Source organism: Pseudomonas sp. UMAB-08, assembly GCF_900095225.1.
Lineage (GTDB): Bacteria > Pseudomonadota > Gammaproteobacteria > Pseudomonadales > Pseudomonadaceae > Aquipseudomonas.
On record NZ_LT607417.1, the window covers coordinates 207,450 to 229,507 of the forward strand.

The 22,058-nt window shown below is 59.5% G+C and carries 18 protein-coding genes; 14 read left to right on the forward strand and 4 right to left on the reverse strand.

Features of this window, described 5'->3' with window-relative positions; translation table 11 throughout:
- Positions 1-214 precede the first annotated feature (214 nt).
- The 10 genes from K0F75_RS08900 (at position 215) to K0F75_RS08945 (ending at position 13,335) form a co-directional block, all read left to right on the forward strand.
- Entirely contained in the window at positions 215-1,174 is a 960-nt protein-coding gene (locus tag K0F75_RS08900) for a MoxR family ATPase (protein WP_219061506.1), read from the forward strand.
- Between the two features lie 4 nt (positions 1,175-1,178).
- Positions 1,179-2,123, forward strand: coding sequence for a DUF58 domain-containing protein (locus K0F75_RS08905; RefSeq protein WP_219061507.1), 945 nt, complete (start codon positions 1,179-1,181; stop codon positions 2,121-2,123).
- Complete coding sequence (locus K0F75_RS08910; RefSeq protein ID WP_219061508.1) at positions 2,120-2,614, forward strand: DUF4381 domain-containing protein; 495 nt, start codon at positions 2,120-2,122, stop codon at positions 2,612-2,614. Before K0F75_RS08905 ends, K0F75_RS08910 begins: the two co-directional genes overlap by 4 nt.
- Positions 2,607-3,677, forward strand: a complete 1,071-nt coding sequence (locus K0F75_RS08915; RefSeq protein ID WP_219061509.1) for a VWA domain-containing protein — start codon at positions 2,607-2,609, stop codon at positions 3,675-3,677. The genes K0F75_RS08910 and K0F75_RS08915 overlap by 8 nt, the downstream gene beginning before the upstream one ends.
- Positions 3,674-5,407 (forward strand): VWA domain-containing protein, encoded by a 1,734-nt coding sequence (locus K0F75_RS08920; protein ID WP_219061510.1) that lies wholly within the window; start codon positions 3,674-3,676, stop codon positions 5,405-5,407. Before K0F75_RS08915 ends, K0F75_RS08920 begins: the two co-directional genes overlap by 4 nt.
- Positions 5,404-7,065, forward strand: a complete 1,662-nt coding sequence (locus tag K0F75_RS08925) for a BatD family protein (protein WP_219061511.1) — start codon at positions 5,404-5,406, stop codon at positions 7,063-7,065. The genes K0F75_RS08920 and K0F75_RS08925 overlap by 4 nt, the downstream gene beginning before the upstream one ends.
- A 93-nt stretch (positions 7,066-7,158) precedes the next feature.
- Positions 7,159-8,403 carry an exonuclease SbcCD subunit D C-terminal domain-containing protein gene (locus K0F75_RS08930; protein WP_219061512.1) on the forward strand — a complete coding sequence of 415 codons (1,245 nt, stop codon included), beginning with the start codon at positions 7,159-7,161 and terminating at the stop codon, positions 8,401-8,403.
- On the forward strand, positions 8,400-12,056 hold the full coding sequence (locus K0F75_RS08935; protein WP_219061513.1) for an AAA family ATPase: 3,657 nt from the start codon (positions 8,400-8,402) through the stop codon (positions 12,054-12,056). The genes K0F75_RS08930 and K0F75_RS08935 overlap by 4 nt, the downstream gene beginning before the upstream one ends.
- Positions 12,057-12,174: 118 nt before the next feature.
- Positions 12,175-12,687, forward strand: coding sequence for a peptidylprolyl isomerase (locus K0F75_RS08940; RefSeq protein ID WP_219061514.1), 513 nt, complete (start codon positions 12,175-12,177; stop codon positions 12,685-12,687).
- Positions 12,688-12,696: 9 nt separating this feature from the next.
- Positions 12,697-13,335 (forward strand): glutathione S-transferase, encoded by a 639-nt coding sequence (locus tag K0F75_RS08945; protein ID WP_374028619.1) that lies wholly within the window; start codon positions 12,697-12,699, stop codon positions 13,333-13,335.
- 547 nt (positions 13,336-13,882) lie between these two features.
- Here K0F75_RS08945 and K0F75_RS08950 read toward each other — a convergent pair.
- The 4 genes from K0F75_RS08950 to K0F75_RS08965 all read right to left on the reverse strand — a co-directional run bounded on the left by K0F75_RS08950 (position 13,883) and on the right by K0F75_RS08965 (position 19,103).
- Positions 13,883-14,512 carry a hypothetical protein gene (locus K0F75_RS08950; protein ID WP_219061515.1) on the reverse strand — a complete coding sequence of 210 codons (630 nt, stop codon included), beginning with the start codon at positions 14,510-14,512 and terminating at the stop codon, positions 13,883-13,885.
- Positions 14,513-14,826: 314 nt separating this feature from the next.
- Positions 14,827-16,401: a PAS domain-containing methyl-accepting chemotaxis protein gene (locus tag K0F75_RS08955; RefSeq protein ID WP_219061516.1), complete on the reverse strand. Its 1,575-nt coding sequence runs from the start codon at positions 16,399-16,401 to the stop codon at positions 14,827-14,829.
- 546 nt (positions 16,402-16,947) lie between these two features.
- Complete coding sequence (locus K0F75_RS08960; protein ID WP_219061517.1) at positions 16,948-18,117, reverse strand: patatin-like phospholipase family protein; 1,170 nt, start codon at positions 18,115-18,117, stop codon at positions 16,948-16,950.
- A gap of 53 nt (positions 18,118-18,170) precedes the next feature.
- Positions 18,171-19,103, reverse strand: coding sequence for a lipid A biosynthesis lauroyl acyltransferase (locus tag K0F75_RS08965; protein ID WP_219061518.1), 933 nt, complete (start codon positions 19,101-19,103; stop codon positions 18,171-18,173).
- A gap of 133 nt (positions 19,104-19,236) precedes the next feature.
- Here K0F75_RS08965 and minC point away from each other — a divergent pair, with 133 nt between their 5' ends.
- The 4 genes from minC (at position 19,237) to K0F75_RS08985 (ending at position 21,975) form a co-directional block, all read left to right on the forward strand.
- The gene (minC, locus tag K0F75_RS08970) at positions 19,237-19,977 is read left to right on the forward strand and encodes a septum site-determining protein MinC (protein WP_219061519.1); all 741 of its coding nucleotides are present in this window, start codon (positions 19,237-19,239) and stop codon (positions 19,975-19,977) included.
- A 201-nt stretch (positions 19,978-20,178) separates the two neighbouring features.
- Positions 20,179-20,994, forward strand: a complete 816-nt coding sequence (gene minD / locus K0F75_RS08975) for a septum site-determining protein MinD (RefSeq protein WP_219061520.1) — start codon at positions 20,179-20,181, stop codon at positions 20,992-20,994.
- Positions 20,991-21,245 carry a cell division topological specificity factor MinE gene (gene minE, locus K0F75_RS08980; RefSeq protein ID WP_219061521.1) on the forward strand — a complete coding sequence of 85 codons (255 nt, stop codon included), beginning with the start codon at positions 20,991-20,993 and terminating at the stop codon, positions 21,243-21,245. The genes minD and minE overlap by 4 nt, the downstream gene beginning before the upstream one ends.
- 94 nt (positions 21,246-21,339) lie before the next feature.
- Positions 21,340-21,975, forward strand: a complete 636-nt coding sequence (locus tag K0F75_RS08985; protein ID WP_219061522.1) for an RluA family pseudouridine synthase — start codon at positions 21,340-21,342, stop codon at positions 21,973-21,975.
- Positions 21,976-22,058 lie beyond the last annotated feature (83 nt).

Below are 22,058 nucleotides of genomic sequence, written 5' to 3' on the forward strand. Positions count from 1 at the left end.
CAGAAGGCTGTGATGGAGATCTACCCAGCACCAACTTCCTACACAGCTTCGACACGACACGTCAGACAATTCCGAGACTTCCGCAGTCTTAATCTGATAATCCCAGAAAAAAGCCCATAGCCGTTAGTCGGCACAGCCCCGGATGGATTAAAGTAACGCCCCCAACCTCAGTGTCATTTGACGCTGTCGGTCACCCTGCCAGGAACAGTCAACGATGGAACATCGTGAAGCGCTGATTGCGCTGCGAACCTTTCTCTCAACGCAGATTCTCGGCCAGGAAAAACTGATCGAACGGCTGTTGATTGCCCTGCTCGCAGACGGCCATATGCTGGTCGAAGGCGCACCGGGTCTGGCCAAGACCAAGGCGATCAAGGAACTGGCCGAAGGCGTGGAAGCACAATTTCACCGCATTCAATTCACCCCTGATTTGCTGCCTGCCGACATCACCGGCACCGAGATCTATCGTCCGGAAACGGGCAGCTTCGTCTTCCAACAGGGGCCGATCTTCCACAATCTGGTGCTCGCCGACGAAATCAACCGGGCCCCGGCCAAGGTTCAGTCAGCCTTGTTGGAGGCCATGGCCGAACGTCAGGTCAGTGTCGGGCGCAGCACCTATGAACTGTCACCGCTGTTTCTGGTGATGGCGACGCAGAACCCCATCGAGCAGGAGGGCACCTATCCGCTGCCCGAAGCCCAGCTCGACCGCTTCCTGATGCACGTCAAAATCGGTTTCCCGGACGCGGCAGTCGAACGCAAAATTCTTCAGCAGGCTCGCGGCGAAGCACTTAATGGCGAAACCAAGCCAGAACGCCGGGTCAGCCAGCAGGCGATTTTCGCCGCACGCAAGGAAATCCTCGGGCTGTACATGGCCGATGCGGTGGAGGAATACCTGGTGCAACTGGTGATGGCCACGCGCACACCCGCCAAGTTCGACCCGGAAATGGCCGACTGGATCGCTTACGGCGCCAGCCCGCGCGGTTCGATTGCCCTGGACCGTTGCGCGCGGGCTCATGCCTGGCTGGCTGGCCGGGATTTCGTCAGCCCCGAAGATATTCAGGCGGTGCTGTTCGACGTGTTGCGCCACCGGATTATTCTGTCGTTCGAAGCGGAAGCCGCCGGTATAGATCAGGACCGCGTGATCCAGCGCATCCTCGACGTCGTGGCTGTCGCCTGACCCCATGCAACCCCAACCGATTGCCGAGCCGGGAATACGCGTCAGCCTCGCCGAGCTGATCGAGATGCGCCATCGCGTGCGCGAAGTGCAACTGTTTTCCACCCCGAGCCAGCGCAGCCCGTTGATCGGCCTGCACCACTCCAAGCTGCGCGGGCGTGGCGTGGACTTCGATCAGGTGCGGGTTTACCAGGCCGGCGACGACGTGCGCACCATCGACTGGCGCGTCACCGCCCGCACCCAGGAGCCGCACACCAAGCTGTTCCATGAAGAGCGCGAGCGCCCCATCTTCATTCTGGTGGAACAAAGCCGACGGCTGTTTTTCGGGTCGGGCCTGATGTTCAAATCGGTCCTCGCCGCTCAGGCTGCGGCACTGATCGGCTGGGCCGCCCTGGGCCATAACGACCGGGTCGGCGGGCTGGTGTTCGGCGACAACGAGCACTATGAGATCAAACCCCGGCGCAGCAAGCAGAGCCTGTTGCAGTTGCTCAACCGGCTGGTGCGGGTCAATCAATCGCTGCACACCGAAATCCCCGCCGACCGCGACGCGTTTGGCACCGCCCTGCGCCGCGCCCGTGAAGTACTGCGCCCCGGCAGTCTGGTGATCGTGATCTGCGATGAGCGGGCGCTGTCCGATGCGGCCGAGCAGCAACTGAGTCTGCTGTCCAGGCATTGCGATCTGCTGCTGTTGCCGCTGTCCGACCCACTGGATCACGCTTTGCCGGCAGCCGGCCTGTTACGTTTCTCCGAACGCGGCGCACAGTTGGAACTCGACACCCTCAAACCGGACTTGCGCCAGGCCTATCGTGCTCAGGGCGAAGCCCGGGTCGCACGCTGGGAATTACTCGCGCAAAAACTGCGTGTGCCATCGATGCCACTGAGCACGCAAAGCGAGATGGTCGAGCAACTGCGCGAATACCTGAACCCCCAGCGCCCCGGTAAACAACGATGAATACCCTGGAGCAACTGCAACCGCTGATCCCCCCCGCAGCGGTGAGCTTCTGGCCACCGGCGCCGGGCTGGTGGCTGCTCCTGCTCTTGCTTCCAGTGGCGGCGTGGGGGCTGTGGCGTTTGCGTCGATACTGGTCTGGCAAGCGCCCGGTCAGCCGCGCCGAGCAACCGCTGGACCCTGTGAGGGTGGCTGCCCTGGAAGAACTTGCCGGACTGCCCAAGCCTTACGACGGCGCACCTGCTGGCGCCTGGCTGCAGCAGATCAACGCGCTGCTCAAGCGCCTGTGTCGCAACCACTATCCCTACAGCCAAAGTCACACCTTGAACGGCCGCAAGTGGCTGGCCTTTCTCGACAACCGGTGTCCCGCTGCCGGTCTGACCCGCTGGATGGTGCTGGTCGAAGGCGCGTACAAACCGGAGTGCAAACTCGACGACAAAGCCATCACCGGCCTGAATCAGGCGGTCGAGACCTGGATTCGCAAACATGTTTGAGTTCGCCTGGCTGTGGGTCTTCGCCCTGCTGCCACTGCCCTGGCTGATGAGAATACTGTTGCCTGCGGCAGACAGCGGTGAAGCGGCGCTCAAGGTCAGCTTTCTCAGCGAACTGGAAAGTCTGGCCGGGCGTCGGGCGCGGGTTCATCTGCCCGGCTGGCGGCAGCAGGCACCGTTTATTCTGCTATGGCTGTTATTGCTGATGGCCGCTGCCCGTCCAGAGTGGCTGGGTGAACCGTTGCCGATCGCCGCCAGCGGTCGCGACTTGCTGGTGGCCGTGGACGTCTCCGGTTCCATGGACTACCCCGACATGCACTGGAACAACGATGAGGTCAGCCGCTTGACCCTGGTCCAGCACTTGCTGGGGGACTTTCTCGAACATCGCGAAGGTGATCGGGTCGGGCTGATTCTGTTTGGCAGCCGGGCCTATCTCCAGGCCCCCCTGACGTTCGACCGACACACCGTGCGCATCTGGCTGGACGAAGCGCGGATCGGCATTGCAGGGAAAAATACAGCTATCGGCGACGCCATCGGCCTGGGTCTCAAGCGTCTGCGTCTGCGCCCGGCACAAAGCCGGGTATTGGTGCTGGTCACCGACGGCGCCAACAACGGCGGCGAAATCGATCCGGTGACCGCCGCACGCCTGGCCGCCAGTGAAGGGGTAAAAATCTACCCGATCGGCATTGGCGCCGACCCGGAACAAGGCGGAACGCTGGGCATACCGGGGTTGAACCCGAGCCTGGACCTGGACGAGCCCACCCTCAAACACATTGCCGACATCACCGGGGGCAAATATTTTCGCGCACGTGACGGCCAGCAATTGCAAAAAATCAGACAAACCCTCGACACCCTGGAGCCGGTCGCCCAACAACCGACCCAGGCACGCTCGGCCCAGGCGTTGTATCACTGGCCGCTGGCCGCCGCGCTGCTATTAAGCATGCTGTTGGTGATCCGCGAACGCTTTCCGAACAACGTGCTGCAACGCTTTTTCAAACAGAAAGTTTTTCTGCCGTCGAATGAGCAATGGCGTCAGCGACTCAAGCGTTTGCGGAGGCGTCGATGATCACGTTCTGGCCGCACTGGCTCAGGCCTTGGTGGTTGCTGTTACTGCCGCTGCTGGGCTGGTTGCTGTGGCAACTCTGGCACCGACAAAAACGTGCAGGACGCTGGCAGATGATCCTGCCTGTGGCTTTCCACGCGGTATTGCTCGGAGGCGGCAGTGGTCGCGACAGCAAATTGCCGTGGGTTGCGCTGGGCCTGGCCTGGACCCTCGCCGTGCTGGCGTTGCTCGGCCCGAGTTGGCAGCACGTCGAGCAATCCAGCCAGAAGCCCGCCGACCCATTGGTGGTGTTGCTGGAGCTAACCCCGGAAATGCTCGCCACCGACACTCCACCGACTCGGCTGGAGCAGGCGCGACGTAAACTGCTCGACCTGTTGCAGAGCCGCAGCGATTCGCAGACGGCGATCATCGTCTATGCCGGTAGCGCTCACACCCTGGTGCCGCTGTCTGACGACCTGGCCACCAGTCGCAATCTGCTCGAAGCGCTCAAGCCCTCGATCATGCCCGAGGCTGGGCACCGCGCCGATCTGGCGGTAACCAAAGCGCTTGCCCTGCTCAAGCAAAGTGCGCAGGGCCAGGGCCGCTTGCTGTTGATCGGCTCGTCACTCAGCGAACAGGAACGCCAAGGCATCCGCGAAGCATTGAGCCGTCAGTCGCCGCCGCTGCTGATCCTCGGCGTCGGCACCGCTGACGGTGCCCCGGTCACGCAGGAAAAAGGCGGCTTTCTCAGAGACCCACAGGGCGCAATCCTGCTGCCCCGTCTGGACAGCCCAAGCCTGAAGGACTTCGCCAGCCAGATCGACGGGCGCTATCGACAGGCCCGACTGGATGACTCCGACCTGCGAGGGCTGGGCCTGTTCGACAGTCCGCAAAGCCTTCGCAGCGATGGCCAGACCGTGCATCTGGACAGTTGGGACGACCAGGGGCCCTGGCTGCTGCTGCCGTTATTGTTGCTTGCGGCCTGCGCCGGGCGCCGAGGCTGGTTGTTGTGCCTGCCGCTGTTGTTCATGCTTCCGCAGCCCAGCTATGCCTTCGAGTTCAACGACCTGTGGTTGCGGCCCGACCAACAGGGCCAGCGCCTGCTCGAACAAGGTCAGCCCGCCGAAGCTGCGCAACACTTCAAGGACAGGCAATGGCAAGGCGTGGCGCTGTACCAGGCCGGCGACTATGCCAGTGCCGCTCAGCGATTTGCTGAAAGCAACAACGCCGCCGACCACTATAATCGCGGCAATGCGCTGGCCAGGGCTGGCGAACTGGAAGCCGCGCTGGATGCCTATGAACAGGCCCTGGAACGCCAACCCGATCTGCAGCCGGCGTTGAAAAACAAAGCCCTGGTCGAGCGTTTGCTGGAACAGGACAAGCAGCAACAGGCCTCCAGCCCCAGCAAGCCGGACGACAGCAAAAAAGACGACATCGGCGAAGACCCACAAGCTGGCGCGGCGACAGCACCGCAGAATTCAAATCAGCCTCCGTCAGGTGACGACAGCAGCGCCAATAACAACACCGTTACCAGCAACCCGAACAGCCCGGCTGGCGGCAACGACGTTCCAGGCTCACAACTGGGCGATGAAAACACCACCCGACCACCGATCAAACCCGCCGAAACCGCCCTCGACGGAGAGCGACGGCAAGCTCTGGAACAATGGTTGCGACAGATCCCGGACGACCCCGGCGAATTGTTGCGACGTAAATTCTGGTATGAACAGCAACAGCGTCAGGAACAGACCCGATGAGTCGCCCGTACACTTTATTGATCAGCCTCATGCTGGGTCTTATGGCTCTGTCGGCTCAGGCTGCCGAGCTGGTGGCCAGCGTCGATCGTGCGCGCCTGAACTCCGGCGAGACCGTAGAGCTGACCCTGGAATCCAATGACGTCACGTTGTTCGGCAAACCCGATCTGACCACGCTGGAGGCTGATTTCGACGTACGCGGCACGCGCCAGATCAACCACCTGACCACTCTGGATGGCGGCGCTCAAGCCACCACACGATGGATCATTACCCTGCTGCCGAAGCAGAATGGCACCGTGATCATCCCCTCGTTGCAACTGGGCGAACTGAAAAGCCAGCCCATCACGTTGCAAGTGGTGCAAAGCGAAGCCCAGGACCAGGGCACGCTGGCGCCGGTGTTCATCGACGCCAGCCTCGATCAGGAAAGCGTCTACGTTCAAGCTCAAGTCGTGCTGACCCTGCGCATCTATCACTCGGTCGCACTGTTCGACGACAGCAACCTGACGCCCTTGCAGATCCAGGATGCACGGATCGAGAAACTCGGTGATTCGCGCACCTATGAAAAACTGATCAATGGCATTCGCCACGGCGTCATCGAGATACGCTATGCGATTTATCCACAGCACAGCGGCGAGTTGCTGATTCCCGCGCAAGTCTTCAGTGCAACGTTGGTGCAGGACGCTCAGGCCCAGAATCAGGGGCAAGCCCAGGGTGTCAACCCGACCGGTCCCAAGCCAGGCAAGCAGGTGCACGTCAGCTCCGCCGAAATCCCCCTGTGGATAAAACCCCAGCCCGCCGACTACCCTGCCGACGCTCCATGGTTGCCCGCACGCAGCGTGAGCTTGAGCGAGACCTGGAACCCGGAGCCGGAACACAGCCAGGTCGGCGACTCCCTGACCCGCAGCCTGACAATCCGCGCCGAAGGTTTGTCCAGCGCGCAACTGACGCCACTGCCCGGCACCGACGTCAGTGGCCTGCGTCGTTACCCCGATCAGCCTCAATTGGCCAACCTGACCAGCGAACGGGGCCTGATCGGCAGCCGCGAAGAACGCGAAGCCCTGGTGCCAACACGCACAGGCGCAATCGATTTGCCGGCGGTGGACGTGGTCTGGTGGAACACCCTTGAAGATCATCTGGAACACAGCAGCCTCCCCGCGCGCACCCTGCAGGTGGTGAATAACCCGAGTCTGTCCATGGACGCTCCGATGGGCACCGACGCGAACGGCCTGACCATCACCGGGCAAACGTTGTGGGCGTGGCAACTGAGTACGTTATTTCTGGCCTGCACTACCCTGCTCGGCTTTGGCCTGTGGTGGCGCGCGCGTTGGCAACCGGCAGTGTCTCGGGTTGTGCAAACGGGTCCGAGCCCGCGCACCGTGCTCGATGAGCTCAGGCGTGCCAGTCAGGCCAACGATCCACAGGCGACCCGTCAGGCTCTGGATGCCTGGGCTCGCCAACAACCGGAAACCCTGGCCGACATGGCAGCACGTTTCGTGCCCTTGTCCGACGCCCTCGACGGCCTGAACGGCGCGCTGTACAGCGAGGCCGGCCAGTACTGGCAAGGTGAAGAGCTGTGGCGCGCCGTGCGTACCTTGCCAGCAGGTGAGCGGGTTCAAAATCCGGCCACCGACACCAGCCTGCCACCGCTGTACCCGAAATAATGCTGAATATCTGCGGTTTTTATTCGATCTTCATTGACTGACCCGGCCTCTTCGCGGACAAGTCCGCTCCTACAGGCTGTACAAGGATTCCCCATGCGTTTGTTCCACACCTCCGACTGGCACCTCGGCCAGAACCTGCATGGCCAGGAGCGAGACTTCGAACACGCCTGCTTTCTGACCTGGCTGCTGGGCCGCCTGGTCGACCGCCAACCTGACGTGCTGTTGATCGCGGGGGACATTTTCGACACCGTCAACCCGCCGGTCAAAGCCCAGGAGCGCCTGTACGACTTCATCGTCAACGCTCACGAACAGCTCCCGTTGCTGACTATTGTGATGATCGCCGGCAACCACGACTCCGGCTCGCGCATCGAACTGCCTGCACCACTGATGCGCCGTTTGCGCACCCATGCCCTGGGGCGGGTGTTGTGGCTTGATGACGGACAACTGGATGCCGAGCGGCTGTTGCTGCCGTTACCCAAGGCCAACGGCGACATCGGCGCCTGGTGCCTGGCGCTGCCGTTTCTTCGGCCCGCTGAAGTCACGGGCGCCACCCTGGGCGACGACTACCTGCGCGGTATTGGTCGGGTCCATGAACTGCTGATCGAAGCCGCCAACCTCAAGCGCCAACCGGGACAGGCCTTGATCGCCATCAGCCACGCGCACATGGCCGGTGGCTCGGTGTCCGAAGACTCTGAACGCAGCCTGATCATCGGCAACGCCGAGGCCCTGCCCGCCAGTCTGTTCGGTCCGAGCATCACCTACGTTGCCCTTGGCCACCTGCACAAACCGCAGAAGGTCAACGGTGAAGATCGCATCCGCTACAGCGGCTCGCCGATCCCGCTATCGTTTTCCGAGATCGGCTATCAGCATCAGATTCTCGAAATCAATTGCGACGGCGATCAACTGATCAGCGTCGAACCCTGCCTGATTCCTCGCGCAGTCAATCTGCAACGCGTCGGACCGGCTCCTCTGGCCGAGTTATTGGTGCAACTGGGGTCCTTGCCGAATATCGATCTGCTGGCTGACATCGAGCGCCAACCCTGGCTGGAAGTTCGGGTGCGCCTCGACGAGCCACAGCCCGATCTGCGCCAGCAAATCGAAACCGTCCTGCAAGGCAAGGCCGTACGTCTGGTGCGCATCGCCACCGAATATGCGGGCAACGGCGGCGCCGGGGGCGATGACAGCGGCAACGGCCTGATCGACCTTGACCAACTCAGCCCGCTGGAACTGTTCAGCCGCGCCTGGCAGGACAGCTACGGCAGCGAGGTCGACGAACAAACCCTCAAGGATTTCGCCACGCTCTTGCAGGACGTGCAACTGGAGAGCGAACAGCCATGAAAATTCTCGCCATTCGCCTGAAAAACCTCGCTTCCCTCGCCGGTCCGTTCGAGCTGGATTTCACCGCTGAACCGTTGGCCAGTGCTGGTTTGTTCGCAATCACCGGGCCGACCGGGGCCGGCAAAAGTACCCTGCTCGACGCGCTGTGCCTGGCGTTATTCGGCGCCATCCCACGGCTGAGCAATGTCGGGCAGTCCAAAGTGCCGGAGATCGACGGCGATATCAGCACCAACGACCCGCGCACCTTGCTGCGGCGTGGCACCGGCAGCGGTTATGCCGAAGTGGATTTCATCGGCATCGATAACCGCCGCTACCGCGCCCGCTGGGAAACCAACCGCGCACGGGACAACGCCAGCAAAAAACTCCAGGCCAGCCGCCAGACCCTGACCGATCTGGACAGCGAACGGGTGCTGAGCAGCCAGAACAAAACCGAATACAAAGCCATGCTCGAAGCGCGCCTGGGCCTGAACTTCGAACAGTTCACCCGCGCCGTCATGCTGGCGCAAAGCGAGTTCAGCGCCTTCCTCAAGGCCGATGACAAAGAGCGCAGCGAACTGCTGGAAAAGCTCACTGATACCGCGATCTACAGCCAACTGGGCCGCCGCGCCTACAGCAAGAGCAAGGAAGCGGAAAAGGTCCATGAAGATCTGAAAGCACTGGCCACCGGCGTAACACCGCTAACGCCAGAGGCCCGCGCCGAACTCGACCAGCGTTTCAACGAAGCCCAACAACAGCTGAAGACTCAGCAAGCGCAACTCAAGCAACTTGAGCTTCAGCAGCAATGGCTCAACGTCCTGCGTCAGTTGCAGGACGAACAGCAAAGCGCTGCCGAACAGGTGCAGCAGGCCCAATTGCAGTGGGACGGCCAGAGCGCCGAACGTCTGAAGCTGGCCCGGCTGGAACACCTGGCACCACAACGTCACCAGTTCGCCCGTCAGGCCGAACTGAATGCCCAGTTCAACCCGCTGGCGGCGCAGATTCAGCAACATCAACAGCAGCAGATCGAACGTCAGGCACAGCAGGCGCAGCTCGAGAAAACCCAAGTCGATGCCCACGCAGCGTTGCTCAACGCTCAGCAGCAGCAGACCGACGCCACGCCGCTGTTGCGTCAAGCCTTCGAAACCCAAAGCACTGTCGCGCGCTTGATCGACGAGCTGAGCCAGGCGGCTGAACTCAAGCAACAGGCCGAGCAACAATGCGCGCAGGGCCAAAGCGCCCTGCAAGGCCTGCTCGACCAGCAACGTCAGGTGGTCGAGCGGCTGGAACGAATTGCCGGACATCTTGAGCAGAGCAGCGCATTGGCCCCGCTCAGCGAAGCCTGGAATGCCTACCGCGAACGTCTGAAGCAAGTGATGCAGATCGGCAGCCGCTTGAAACAGGGCCAGATCGAGTTGCCACAGCTTGAGCAGCGTGCCGCCAGCGCCAGCCAACACCTCACCGAGCAACGCAACGCCCTGGAGTTGCTGTACAGCGAAGCCGGTGCTGAAGCGCATGCCGTCAGTGAGCAAATCCAGATCCTTGGCAGCCTGCTGCAAGACAATCGCAAACAGCAGCGCGCCTTCGAAGGCCTTGCGCGTTTATGGACAGAGCAGCAGGAACTCGACACCCGTTCGCTGGCGCTTGCACAGAAACAGCAGCACGCCCAACAACAGCGCGAGCACCTCAACCGCGAGGGGATTCAGGCCAAGGATGAACTCAAGGTCGCCGAGCAAACCCTGGCAGTCACCCAGCAACTGCTGGAGCGCCAACGCCTCGCCCGTAGCGCCAGTGTCGAAGAGTTGCGCGAACAGTTGCAGGACGACCAGCCGTGCCCGGTGTGTGGCAGTCACGAGCATCCATATCATCAGCCTGAAGCCCTGCTGCAAAGCCTGACCCGGCATGACGAAAGCGAAGAAGCCAACGCCCTGAAAGCCGTAAATGTCCTGCGGGAAAAGCTGGTCGACCTGCGCGCCAGCGTCAGTGGGTTGATCGCTCAGCAAAAAGAGTTCCTGCACCAACAGGAACAACTGTCCACACAGCAACACGCCTTGACCCCGAGTCTCGAGGCTCATCCGCTCAGCGCCCGCCTCTTGGAGCAGGACGCGGCCAAGCGCGACGGTTGGTTGAGCCAGCAGTTAAGTCAGCTGTCTCAAAACATCACCCAGGATGAGCAGCGCCAGAGCGCATTGCTCAAACTGCAACAAGACGCCGGACGCCTGCAGCAACAACTGCAAAGCGCCACCGAGGCCAGCCAGACCGCCACGCAACACGTGGCCGAACAGCGGCGGCAACTGGCCAGCGACCATGAGCGCCTGGAAGAAGAACTCGCGGCGTTCACCCCACTGCTGCCCGCCGAGATCCTCAATGGCTTGCGCAACGAAGCCGCAGCGACGGTCATGCAGCTCGATCAGCAAGTGACCCAGCGCCTGGACCAGTTGGAGCAGCAACGCGATGAGCTGCTTGAACAGAGTGGACGTCAGCAAAAAATCGAGCAGGAGCAGTTCCAGCAACACGCCCGCGCCAAGCACCTGGAAGACCTGCAACAACGTTTCGCCGCCCTCACCCAGCAGCAGCACACCAGCCAGCAAACGCTCGCTGAACTGCTGGGTGGCCAAGCCGGTGAACAACGCAGCGCTGAACGCTGGCAGCAACAACTGGAACACGCCGTCGAGCAAGCGCGTCACGTCGAAAGCACTGCAGGCCAAGCGTTGCAGGACGTACGCAGCCAACTGATCCAACTCGCCGCCGAACTCAAAGCCAGGCAGGAACGCCTGCAAAGCCTGGAGCAAGAACGCAGCGAGCTGAGCGCCAGGATTGCCGAATGGCGCAGCCGCCATAGCGAGCTGGATGACAGTGCTCTTGAACAGTTACTGAGCATCGACGATGAACACGTCAGCCAACTGCGCCAGCGCCTGCAGCACAGTGAAAAAGCCATCGAGCAAGCCAAGGTCCTGCTGCACGAGCGCGAACAGCGTCTGCAAAGCCATCAAGCGCAACACAATGGCAACCTTGACCCCGAGCAACTGGACAGCGCATTGAGCGAGCTGCAAGGTCTGTTCGCCGCCAATGAACACCTCAATGCCGACCTGCGCGCCCAACAAGCCGACGATCAACGCCGCCAAGACGCCAATCAGGCGTTGGCGCAACAGATTGCCGACGCCTATGCTCAGTATCAACGCTGGGCGCGTCTGGCCACGCTGATCGGTTCGGCCGAAGGCGACAAGTTTCGCAAGATCGCTCAGGCCTACAACCTTGACCTGCTGGTTCACCATGCCAACGCGCAACTGCGCCAACTGGTGCGCCGTTATCGCCTGAAGCGCGGCGGCAGCATGTTGGGCTTGCTGGTAATGGATACCGAAATGGGCGACGAACTGCGCTCGGTGCATTCGTTGTCCGGCGGCGAGACCTTCCTTGTGTCGTTGGCCCTGGCCCTGGGCCTAGCCTCAATGGCTTCGAGCACGCTGAAAATCGAATCCCTGTTCATCGACGAAGGCTTCGGCAGCCTCGACCCCGAATCCCTGCAACTGGCCATGGATGCCCTCGATGGCCTGCAAGCCCAAGGGCGTAAAGTGGGGGTGATTTCCCATGTGCAGGAAATGCACGAGCGAATCCCGGTACAGATTCAGGTGCGGCGCCAGGGCAATGGTTTGAGTACGATTGAGGTCAGCAATTGATAAACCGACAGGCAGCCCCCATTTTCTGTGTCAGACAGAACTGCCAAGCGGAATTTCTGTACCCTACACACCCACGGCGCGACCCGTTGCGCCACCTCAAATGAGAAGGTAACTACCCGTGTCCAATTCAAAAGTATTTTTCGACATCACTGCCAACGACGAGCCAATGGGTCGCATCGTGATGGAACTTCGCGAAGACGTGGCACCGAAAACCGCTGAGAACTTCCGTGCCCTGTGCACCGGCGAGAAAGGCGACGGCCTGCACTACAAAGGCTCTTCGTTCCACCGCGTGATTAAAGACTTCATGCTGCAAGGCGGTGACTTCACCAACCACAACGGCACCGGCGGCAAGTCGATCTACGGCGAAAAGTTCAAGGACGAGAACTTCACCCTGAAGCACACCGAGCCAGGCGACCTGTCCATGGCCAACGCCGGCCCGAACACCAACGGCAGCCAGTTCTTCATCACCACCATCGTCACCAGCTGGCTGGATGGCAAGCACGTGGTATTCGGTAAAGTCATCGAAGGCATGGACGTCGTGCGAGCCATCGAAGCACTGGGCTCGCAATCAGGCAAAACCAGCAAAAAAGTCGTGATCGCCGACTGCGGTCAACTGACTGCCGAAGCGTAAAGAGACCCGTTGTCGAGCGCAGTGAACACCGCGACGCCGATTCTTTACTCTTTCCGGCGCTGCCCCTACGCCATGCGTGCGCGCATGGCGTTGTTTTATGCGGGCTGCGCACTGGACATTCGCGAAGTCAGCCTCAAAGAAAAGCCGCCGCACATGCTCGCCTGTTCACCCAAAGGCACTGTGCCCGTCCTGATCTGTGAGGGAGGACGCGTGATCGACGAGAGTCTGGGCATCATGCGCTGGGCACTGGCGCTCAACGACCCCGATGACTGGCTGCTGGCAAACGACCCGCAGGCCCAGAAAGACATCGGGGCATTGATCGAAGAAAACGATCACGTCTTCAAGCGCCATCTGGACCACTACAAATACGCGGTCCGCCATCCTGAACACTCGCAGGAACACTACCGCGACCTGGGTGCGGTGTTTTTGCAAACACTTGAAGAGCGCCTGCAACAACGGACCTTCCTCACCGCTGAGCACGTGACGCTGGCCGACATCGCTCTGGCGCCCTTTGTGCGGCAATTCTGCTACGTCGACCCCGACTGGTTCTGGCAAAGCCCCTACCCTCGCCTGCGGGCCTGGTTACAGCGCTTTCTCGAGTCGGCGTTATTCATGAGTGTGATGACCAAGCCCTTACTTGGCCGATAAATAACGTTTCATGGTCTTCTGGGTAGTGACCTTTGCCATATAAGAGCACTCAGGGCACCAATGGCCATTACGTATGATTGCCAGGCTGGTGTGCCAGCCATGCCCTCGTCCGCACAGCCAATGCATTTTTGTGTAGCAGTTCTCGTATTCGGTGGACAGGCATTCCCCGCCTCTCGCGCGCGCGGCCTGATGGGCATCGTCGAGGCTTAGCCTGCTCTTTGGGCACCGCTTGCACCAACCACCCTGTCGTATACCCCCCATACGGGCAAGCCAGCGATGCCCGTTCTGGCATTGCCATTGAAGATTGATTTGGGCATTTACATACTCAGTGGACAGGCATTGCCCTCCTTTCGCCGCCGCGGCCCGATGCGCGTCATCGAGTGTGAGCGTCTTCGCCTTCAGGTGGCATTTCACACACCAGCTGCCATGCAAGGCGCTCGACCCCAACCTCGTCCACTCATGCCCGGCATCGCAACGAAAGCGATAGTGATGCTTTACGCCCAGGTATTCCTGGTCAAGGCAGAGCCCGCCATGGCGTTCAGCCACTTCACGCAAACGTGCCAGTCCATTCCCCCCCCTTTTCATGGATAAGTCTGGGTTGAATCGCGCACTCATGGCACCACGCACCGCCCATGATATTGACGCCTAGAGACTCCCAGACGTGCCCTTGGGCACAGCGAAAACCATACCGTTGACGGGTACTGGTGTAAGCATCAGCCAAACATACCCCGCCGTGCTGCGCCGCGATCTGCTGCAAACGGGTAAGGCCGTCGGAGAACCCCTTGAGGTTTCTGGCCTTGTCGCGTTTGCAGACGCTGCAATCCGGATGCAAGCTCATGGTCGAAGATTTACGCTGCCACGTGTGCCCCTGCGAACAACGAAAGTTATGGGGCACGCCATAACCCAGCCACTGCTCATCCAGCCAGGTCACCCCGGCTTCAAGGGCAATGGCGCGGACCCGCTCAGTAAAGCGATCCTGAATGCACGCATGACAACTCTCTTGGCTTCGGCTCATCCGCCTCGGGGTCTTGAGAAAAACATGCCCTTTAGAACAGACAAAACGATGCAGCTCGTTCCAGCCCAGCCACGTACTTTCCAGGCACCCCAACTGCTGTCGGTTAGCGGCGGCACGCAAGGGTTCGGTTTGATCGAGTACAGGGTGTTTGGCCGTTGACATGGCAGTGTGTCGCCCACAAAAAAGTTCGGAAGAACTGCAAGATGCGGCGACACAGGAGCGGTTTCAATAAGGTGGGCGCAGGTAGGGAGTTGTCTTGCGAAGTTTAAGGATGGGTCCTACGTACGTTGACGTGGGAGTGTCCAGACACTATCAATATCCATATCTTGGCGGGAATCTGGACAGTCGCGGATGAGTCTTTGCCCATGAAAAACACCCCAGAGATCGGATGGCTGTCCAACTTCTGGGGCGCAGTTCACACGCTGACCGGGCCACTGTGCTAATTACGTGGAGCCCGGCGCCTTGAGGCAATAGATTTAGTGACGTTTCTCCCAGAACTGCTTAGCCAGTTCGCTCAGTGCCGAGGATAGCCGTGCTACGGCTGCCGCACTTTCGAAATTGCTCTGTCCTGTCTGGACGTTAACATTAGCCGTATCACGAATATTGTTGATACTGCGGTTGATATCCTCACTAACCTCTCCCTGCTGCTCAACGGCTGCCGCTATCTGTGCATTCATATCGGTGATCTCGTTCACTCGCAGACCAATGCCGTTGAGCGCAGTGGCGGCGTCCTGCGCATGACTGACACTGGAGAGTGCTTGCTGACTGCTCTGTTCCATGACGGTCACGGCGGTGCGTGCCCTTTCCTGCAATGCGCTGATCATGCTTTGAATGTCTGTCGTTGACTGCTGAGTACGGGACGCAAGGCTGCGCACCTCATCTGCCACCACGGCAAACCCCCGGCCCTGCTCTCCGGCGCGAGCTGCCTCGATGGCGGCATTCAGGGCCAGTAAATTGGTCTGATCGGCAATACTGCGAATCACGTCCAATACCTTCGATATTTCGTTGCTTTGGCCTTCAAGCTCATGAATAACGTGCGCCGCTTGCCGAATCTCATCCTCCAGTTCGGTAATAGACTGACGAGTATGAGCAACCAGGCGTTGTCCCGATGAGGTCTCGCTGTAAGCTTTTCCTGCTGTCTCGGCAGCATGTTGAGCGTTGGCGGCCACTTCCTGAATGCTCGCAGCCATCTCGTTAACCGCAGTCGCAATTTGGTCTGTCTCGGTGTGTTGCTCGGCAGTCAATACGTTGCTTGATTCAATCTCACGAAGAAGGCTGTTGGCATGTTCCCCCAGTCGATTGGAGGCATCACCGATACGCCCAATAACAGCCCCTGTTTCAGCTTCCATCATATGCAGGGCGAACGCTATCTGGCCGAACTCATCGCTACGTCCCGTGTAGAGCAACTGGCTGAGGGGGTTGTCTGCAATGGCTCGAGCCCTGAGCGCAAGACGATTCAGAGGAGACAAAAGGGTCGCGATCGCAATTGAACTCAAACCACCGCCCAGGAGCGTCGCAAGTAGCGTGCTGAGTGGCATGGGCACAATAAGATTCGCCCCCGCCATGCAGACAAGAATGCCGCCCCACACCAGCAACGCCAGCTTTAAACCCAGCCCGATCGACCTTTTCCCTGAAAGGGATCTTCCTTCTCTCAGCTGCGCGTATAGTTTTTCGGCTGCCTGAACATGCTCAGGTTCTGGTTTGGTTCTTACGGACTGGTATTCGACTGTTGAACCATTTTTGCTGATGGGCGTGACGAAGGCGCTGACCCAGTAGTGGTCGCCGTTCTTGCAGCGGTTCTTTACCAGCCCCATCCATGAGCGGCCTGCTTTCAACGTGGCCCACATGTGCGCGAAAGCGGCCGGGGGCATGTCCGGGTGTCTGACGATGCTATGGGGCTGCCCCAGCAGTTCAGCTTCGGTAAAGCCGCTGATCTTGATGAAGTCGTGGTTAACGTATGAGATATGGCTTTCAGGATTGGTCGTGGACAGAATATTTGCGTGCAGAGGCAGTTCCAGGTTACGACCTGTTACGGGAAGATTTTGGCGCATAGGTAACTCGGTAAGTGCTGGAGTTATTCTTATATTTCAACCGCCCCGTTCCGTAATGTAATAAATGACGGAACAGCAGTTAACCTTTTACCCGTTATCACTCAGCCTTGGACAAGCCGGTAATAGCGACTTTAAATTGACGTCAATTAACAATATCGGTTTTTATATGCCTCTATCAGAGAGCGCATTGTCCATACGTTTTATTTATTTGCGCGTGCGAATGATGTCATAAACAAACTTCCCCACAACCTCCTTCGGAGTGTATTGCGCATCAAGACACTGCTCATTTGAGTGCACGCCTGTAAATATATAATTATCGATTCGGAGAAGTTGCATTAAGTCATACTATTCGCGCATCAACATCTGGGGAGCCACACTCTGGACGTATAACTACTTTTTACCGCCCCAGTCGGGCAACTATGAATAAACGCAAAAATGTTACCCGTAACCTGACGTTGTTTAACGACATACCTGAGGTTTCAGGAGGTCAACAGGATAAAGGGGGAAGACGGTTTGAACGGTGAAAGCGCCCGCCGGGGCGCTTCCTCAAGCCAGCCTTAAAAACCGCTTCAACTGGTCACTCTGCGCCAGGGCGTCGCGTCGGCCCAGTTCGATCAATTCACTGCAATACCCGGTTTCGAACAGCAGGTAACTCAGCACGCCGGCGCCGCTGGTTTTAGTGGCGCCCGGGCCGCGCAAGAACATGCGCAAGGCGGCTGGCAACTCGTGCCGATGACGTGCGGCGATTTCATCCAGCGGCTGACTGGGCGCAATCACCAGCACGTCGACCGGCGCCAGCCCCAACCTGTGCACAGGCTGTTGCAGAGACAACAAATGACTCAACTCATTGAGCCGTTCCAGCAATTCAATGTCGCTTTCCAGGCTGTCGATAAAGGTGCTGTTGAGCATATGCCCACCAATCTGAGCCAGACTCGGCTGCGCGCCCCGTGTTGGCCGGTGCAGCGGACCTTTTACTTCGACACTGCGCGGATTGCCGCTGACCCCGACCACCAGCACCCGATTCGCGCCAAGGTGCAGCGCCGGGCTGATAGGCGCTGATTGACGTACAGCTCCGTCGCCGAAATATTCCTGCTCGATCTTGATCGGTGCGAACAGCAAGGGGATCGCTGAGCTGGCCAGTAAATGATCGACCGTCAGTTGCGCCGGCAAGCCGATACGCCGATGACGCAGCCAGGAGTCGATGGAGTCCTTGCCTTGATAAAAGGTCACCGCTTGTCCCGACTCATAACCAAACGCTGTCACCGCCACGGCACGCAGGTGCCGGGCTTCGATGGCGTGGTCGATACCGCCAAGGTCCAGACGGGCGTTGAGCAGGTCGCGCAAGGGCGAGCTGTTGAGCAACGCCACGGGGACTCGCGAGCCAATGCCCATCAGATGGTGGCCGACGAAGCGGCCGGCTTGATGGACCACCCCCGCCCAATCGCTACGCAGCACCTGATGACTGCGAAAGCCCTGCCAGAACTCGGTCAATTGGTGAACGGCGGCGCAGAAGTGCGAAGCACCGCTGGCCAACTTCACGGCATTGATGGCGCCGGCCGAGGTGCCGACGATCACCGGGAACGGATTTGGAGCACCGGCAGGCAACAAATCAGCTATCCCGGCCAGTACGCCGACCTGATAAGCCGCCCGTGCACCGCCACCGGAAAGAATCAGCCCGGTGATCGGTTCTGCGGAAGAGATTTCAGCGGCACTCATGACCGCCCTTCTATGACGCGTGAACGCATTTTTATTATTCAGCCTGTTTAGTGTCAGCCACGCTTCTTATACAGCTTCGGCTCGCCCGCTGGTCGGCTTTTAAAGCGTCGATGCGCCCATAAGTACTGAGACGGACACTCGATGATGGCGCGTTCGACCCACTGATTGATCCGCAGACAATCCGCCTCGTCGCTTTCGCCGGGGAAATCGCTCAGCGGTGGATGAATTACCAGTCGATAACCACTGCCGTCGGCAAGGCGTTGCTGGGTAAACGGCACCACTTGAGCACGACCCAGCTTAGCGAACTTGCTGGTGGCGGTCACGGTCGCCGCCTGAATCCCGAACAGCGGCACGAACACGCTCTGCTTGGCGCCATAATCCTGATCAGGCGCGTACCAGATGGCCCGGCCAGCGCGCAGCAGCTTGAGCATGCCACGCACGTCTTCACGCTCGATGGCGAGGGAATCCAGATTATGGCGTTCACGGCCGCGACGCTGAATGAAGTCGAACAGCGGGTTTTTGTGCTCGCGGTACATGCCATCAATGGTGTGCTGCTGGCCGAGCAAGGCCGCGCCGATTTCCAGCGTGGTGAAGTGCAGCGCCATGAGAATCACACCCTGCCCCTCCAACTGCGCCTGTTTGAGGTGCTGCAGGCCTTCGATATGGGCCAGTTTGGCCAATCGCTGGCGCGACCACCACCAACTCATGGCCATCTCGAAAAAAGCGATCCCGGTGGAAGCGAAATTTTCCTTGAGCAGCTGTTTGCGCTCGGCTTTCGACAAATGAGGGAAGCACAATTCCAGATTGCGCGCCGCAATACGCCGACGGTCACCGGCAAAACGATACATCACCGCACCCAGCGTCCGACCAACGGCTATGAGTGTGCGAAACGGCAACTGAACGATCAGCCAGAGCAGCCCCAGCCCCAGCCATAGCGGCCAGAAACGTGGTAGAAGAAAACAAGCTCGAAAACGCGGGCGATCCATTACAGCTTCCGTAAAGATAAGGGCCGCGCATTCTACATCGGTTCGGCGACATCGGTTCGGCTTGGCTTGCGACAAGCGAGCGTTCTCGTTATAAGTCTCGGCACTTTTAGCGACAAGCTGCTTTGTGCCGACCATGAGCCAAATCGAATTGCAAGACCAGGATCCTGTGTTCCAGCTGAAGGGCAGCATGCTTGCCATTACCGTGCTTGAGCTGGCCCGAAACAATCTTGAAAGCCTTGATCGCCAGTTGGCGGCCAAGGTTGCCCTGGCACCGAACTTCTTCAGCAACACCCCGCTGGTGCTGGCCCTGGACAAACTGCCCGCGGGTGAAGGCGCGGTCGATCTGCCTGCGTTGATGCGTGTGTGCCGGCAACACGGCCTGCGCACCCTGGCGATTCGTGCCAACCGCATCGAAGACATCGCTGCCGCCATCGCTATTGACCTGCCCGTCCTGCCCCCTTCGGGTGCGCGGGAGCGTCCGCTGGAACCGGTCGAAGGCGAAGCCGCGAAGAAAAAAGCGGAAAAGCCACCTGAGCCGACCCTTAAACCGACCAAAATCATCACCTCTCCCGTGCGTGGCGGTCAGCAGATTTATGCCCAGGGTTGCGACCTGGTAGTCATCGCCCCGGTCAGTCCCGGTGCGGAACTTCTGGCCGATGGCAACATCCATGTATATGGCCCTATGCGCGGAAGAGCATTGGCCGGGATCAAAGGTGATACCAAGGCACGGATTTTTTGCCAGCAGTTGGGCGCCGAACTGGTCTCGATCGCCGGGCAATACAAGGTTTCCGAAGACCTGCGCAGAGATCCGCTGTGGGGGGCCGGGGTACAGGTCAGCCTGTCCGGTGAAGTGTTGAACATCACCCGTCTTTAACGGATACTGCCGCCATTTTAAAGCATCCCTGATTCGTCGCGAAAACGTAGCAAAAGAAGTCGGAAGTCGGAAAAGCCAAGGTTTCCCAACGGTTAAACCTCTGATTCAGGGGTTCTCGATTTCCAGCATTGCTCGACTGTTGTCGTTTCAAGGGATGCCCTTCAGGGACTAACCGTCCTTTTCCTCTAGGGGTGAAACACCTTGGCCAAGATTCTCGTGGTTACATCCGGCAAGGGTGGTGTGGGTAAGACCACCACCAGCGCCGCTATCGGTACCGGTCTCGCTTTGCGCGGCCACAGAACAGTGATCGTCGACTTCGACGTCGGCTTGCGTAATCTTGACTTGATCATGGGCTGCGAACGCCGCGTGGTTTACGACTTCGTCAACGTCGTGAACGGTGAAGCAACCCTCACCCAGGCACTGATCAAAGACAAACGCCTGGAAAATCTTTACGTGCTGGCCGCAAGCCAGACCCGTGATAAAGACGCCCTGACTCAGGACGGCGTTGAAAAGATTTTGATGGAACTCAAGGAAACCTTCGAATACGTGGTCTGCGATTCCCCTGCGGGCATCGAGAAAGGCGCGCATCTGGCGATGTATTTCGCCGACGAAGCGATCGTTGTGACCAACCCGGAAGTGTCTTCGGTACGTGACTCGGACCGCATGCTCGGCTTGCTGGCGAGCAAGTCCCGTCGTGCCGAGAAGGGTGAAGACCCGATCAAGGAACACCTGCTGCTGACCCGCTACAACCCAGAGCGTGTCACCAAGGGCGAAATGCTTGGCGTCGAAGACGTCGAAGAGATTCTTGCGATCCGTCTGCTGGGCGTGATTCCTGAGTCGCAGGCAGTCTTGAAAGCCTCTAACCAGGGTATCCCGGTCATCCTTGATGACCAGAGCGACGCCGGTCAGGCGTACAGCGATGCCGTGGATCGCTTGCTGGGCAAGGAAGTTGCACACCGTTTCATCGATGTGCAGAAAAAGGGATGGTTTCAGCGAGTCTTTGGAGGCCGTGAATGAATATTTTTGACTTCTTTCGTGACCGTAAGAAGGAAAGTACAGCTTCGGTAGCGAAAGAGCGTCTACAGATCATCGTGGCGCACGAACGCGGCCAACGCAGCACCCCGGATTACCTGCCGGCTTTGCAAAAAGAGCTGGTTGAAGTCATCCGTAAATACGTCAACATCGAGTCTGAACAAGTGCATGTCGCTCTGGAAAACCAGGGCAGCTGCTCGATCCTCGAACTCAATATCACCCTGCCAGATCGTTGATCCGGCGGGTGCCTGCGGCGGTATTTCGGACCTTTTGAACAGAAGGGTCTGAATACCGCCGTTGGCGTTTCCAGCGTTTCGAGGCCCGTTGCACATGCCGTTGTCGAACATCCGCATCATTCATCAGGACGCTGGCGTTCTGGTGGTCGATAAACCGACCCTGCTGCTTTCCGTTCCCGGCCGTGCCGAGGACAACAAGGATTGCCTGATTACCCGCCTGCAGGAAAACGGTTACCCCGAGGCCCGCATTGTCCATCGCCTGGACTGGGAAACCTCCGGCATCATCCTGCTTGCCCGCGACGCAGACACACACCGCGAGCTGTCACGGCAGTTTCACGACCGTGAAACTGAAAAAGCCTACACCGCCCTGTGCTGGGGCCAGCCGGAACTGGACAGTGGCAGCATCGATTTGCCTCTGCGCTATGACCCGCCTACCAAACCCCGGCACGTGGTCGATCACGAATTCGGCAAGCACGCACTGACATTCTGGAAAGTGCTGGAGCGCTGCGGTGATTACTCCCGTGTCGAGTTGACGCCGATTACCGGTCGCTCACACCAACTGCGCGTTCACATGCTGTCCATCGGCCATCCGCTGTTGGGCGACGGGCTGTATGCACACCCGCAAGCGCTGGCTGCTTACCCACGCCTGTGTCTGCACGCCAGCATGCTCAGCTTCACTCACCCACAAACGGGTGAGCGGATGCGCTTCGAGTGCCCTGCGCCGTTTTGATTGCACGCAATCCGGACTGGACGCACATGCAAATCCCCACAAGGTCGGCGCCAGTCACAAGATACGGTAAACTCGCGCCACTG

What these genes read in the sequence shown, in the direction of transcription:
- K0F75_RS08900 (WP_219061506.1), top strand. Translation starts at nt 215, where the DNA reads ATGGAACATCGTGAAGCGCTGATTGCGCTGCGAACCTTTCTCTCAACG.
- K0F75_RS08905 (WP_219061507.1), top strand. Translation starts at nt 1,179, where the DNA reads ATGCAACCCCAACCGATTGCCGAGCCGGGAATACGCGTCAGCCTCGCC.
- K0F75_RS08910 (WP_219061508.1), top strand. Translation starts at nt 2,120, where the DNA reads ATGAATACCCTGGAGCAACTGCAACCGCTGATCCCCCCCGCAGCGGTG.
- K0F75_RS08915 (WP_219061509.1), top strand. Translation starts at nt 2,607, where the DNA reads ATGTTTGAGTTCGCCTGGCTGTGGGTCTTCGCCCTGCTGCCACTGCCC.
- K0F75_RS08920 (WP_219061510.1), top strand. Translation starts at nt 3,674, where the DNA reads ATGATCACGTTCTGGCCGCACTGGCTCAGGCCTTGGTGGTTGCTGTTA.
- K0F75_RS08925 (WP_219061511.1), top strand. Translation starts at nt 5,404, where the DNA reads ATGAGTCGCCCGTACACTTTATTGATCAGCCTCATGCTGGGTCTTATG.
- K0F75_RS08930 (WP_219061512.1), top strand. Translation starts at nt 7,159, where the DNA reads ATGCGTTTGTTCCACACCTCCGACTGGCACCTCGGCCAGAACCTGCAT.
- K0F75_RS08935 (WP_219061513.1), top strand. Translation starts at nt 8,400, where the DNA reads ATGAAAATTCTCGCCATTCGCCTGAAAAACCTCGCTTCCCTCGCCGGT.
- K0F75_RS08950 (WP_219061515.1), bottom strand. Translation starts at nt 14,512, where the DNA reads ATGTCAACGGCCAAACACCCTGTACTCGATCAAACCGAACCCTTGCGT.
- K0F75_RS08955 (WP_219061516.1), bottom strand. Translation starts at nt 16,401, where the DNA reads ATGCGCCAAAATCTTCCCGTAACAGGTCGTAACCTGGAACTGCCTCTG.
- K0F75_RS08960 (WP_219061517.1), bottom strand. Translation starts at nt 18,117, where the DNA reads ATGAGTGCCGCTGAAATCTCTTCCGCAGAACCGATCACCGGGCTGATT.
- K0F75_RS08965 (WP_219061518.1), bottom strand. Translation starts at nt 19,103, where the DNA reads ATGGATCGCCCGCGTTTTCGAGCTTGTTTTCTTCTACCACGTTTCTGG.
- minC (WP_219061519.1), top strand. Translation starts at nt 19,237, where the DNA reads ATGAGCCAAATCGAATTGCAAGACCAGGATCCTGTGTTCCAGCTGAAG.
- minE (WP_219061521.1), top strand. Translation starts at nt 20,991, where the DNA reads ATGAATATTTTTGACTTCTTTCGTGACCGTAAGAAGGAAAGTACAGCT.
- K0F75_RS08985 (WP_219061522.1), top strand. Translation starts at nt 21,340, where the DNA reads ATGCCGTTGTCGAACATCCGCATCATTCATCAGGACGCTGGCGTTCTG.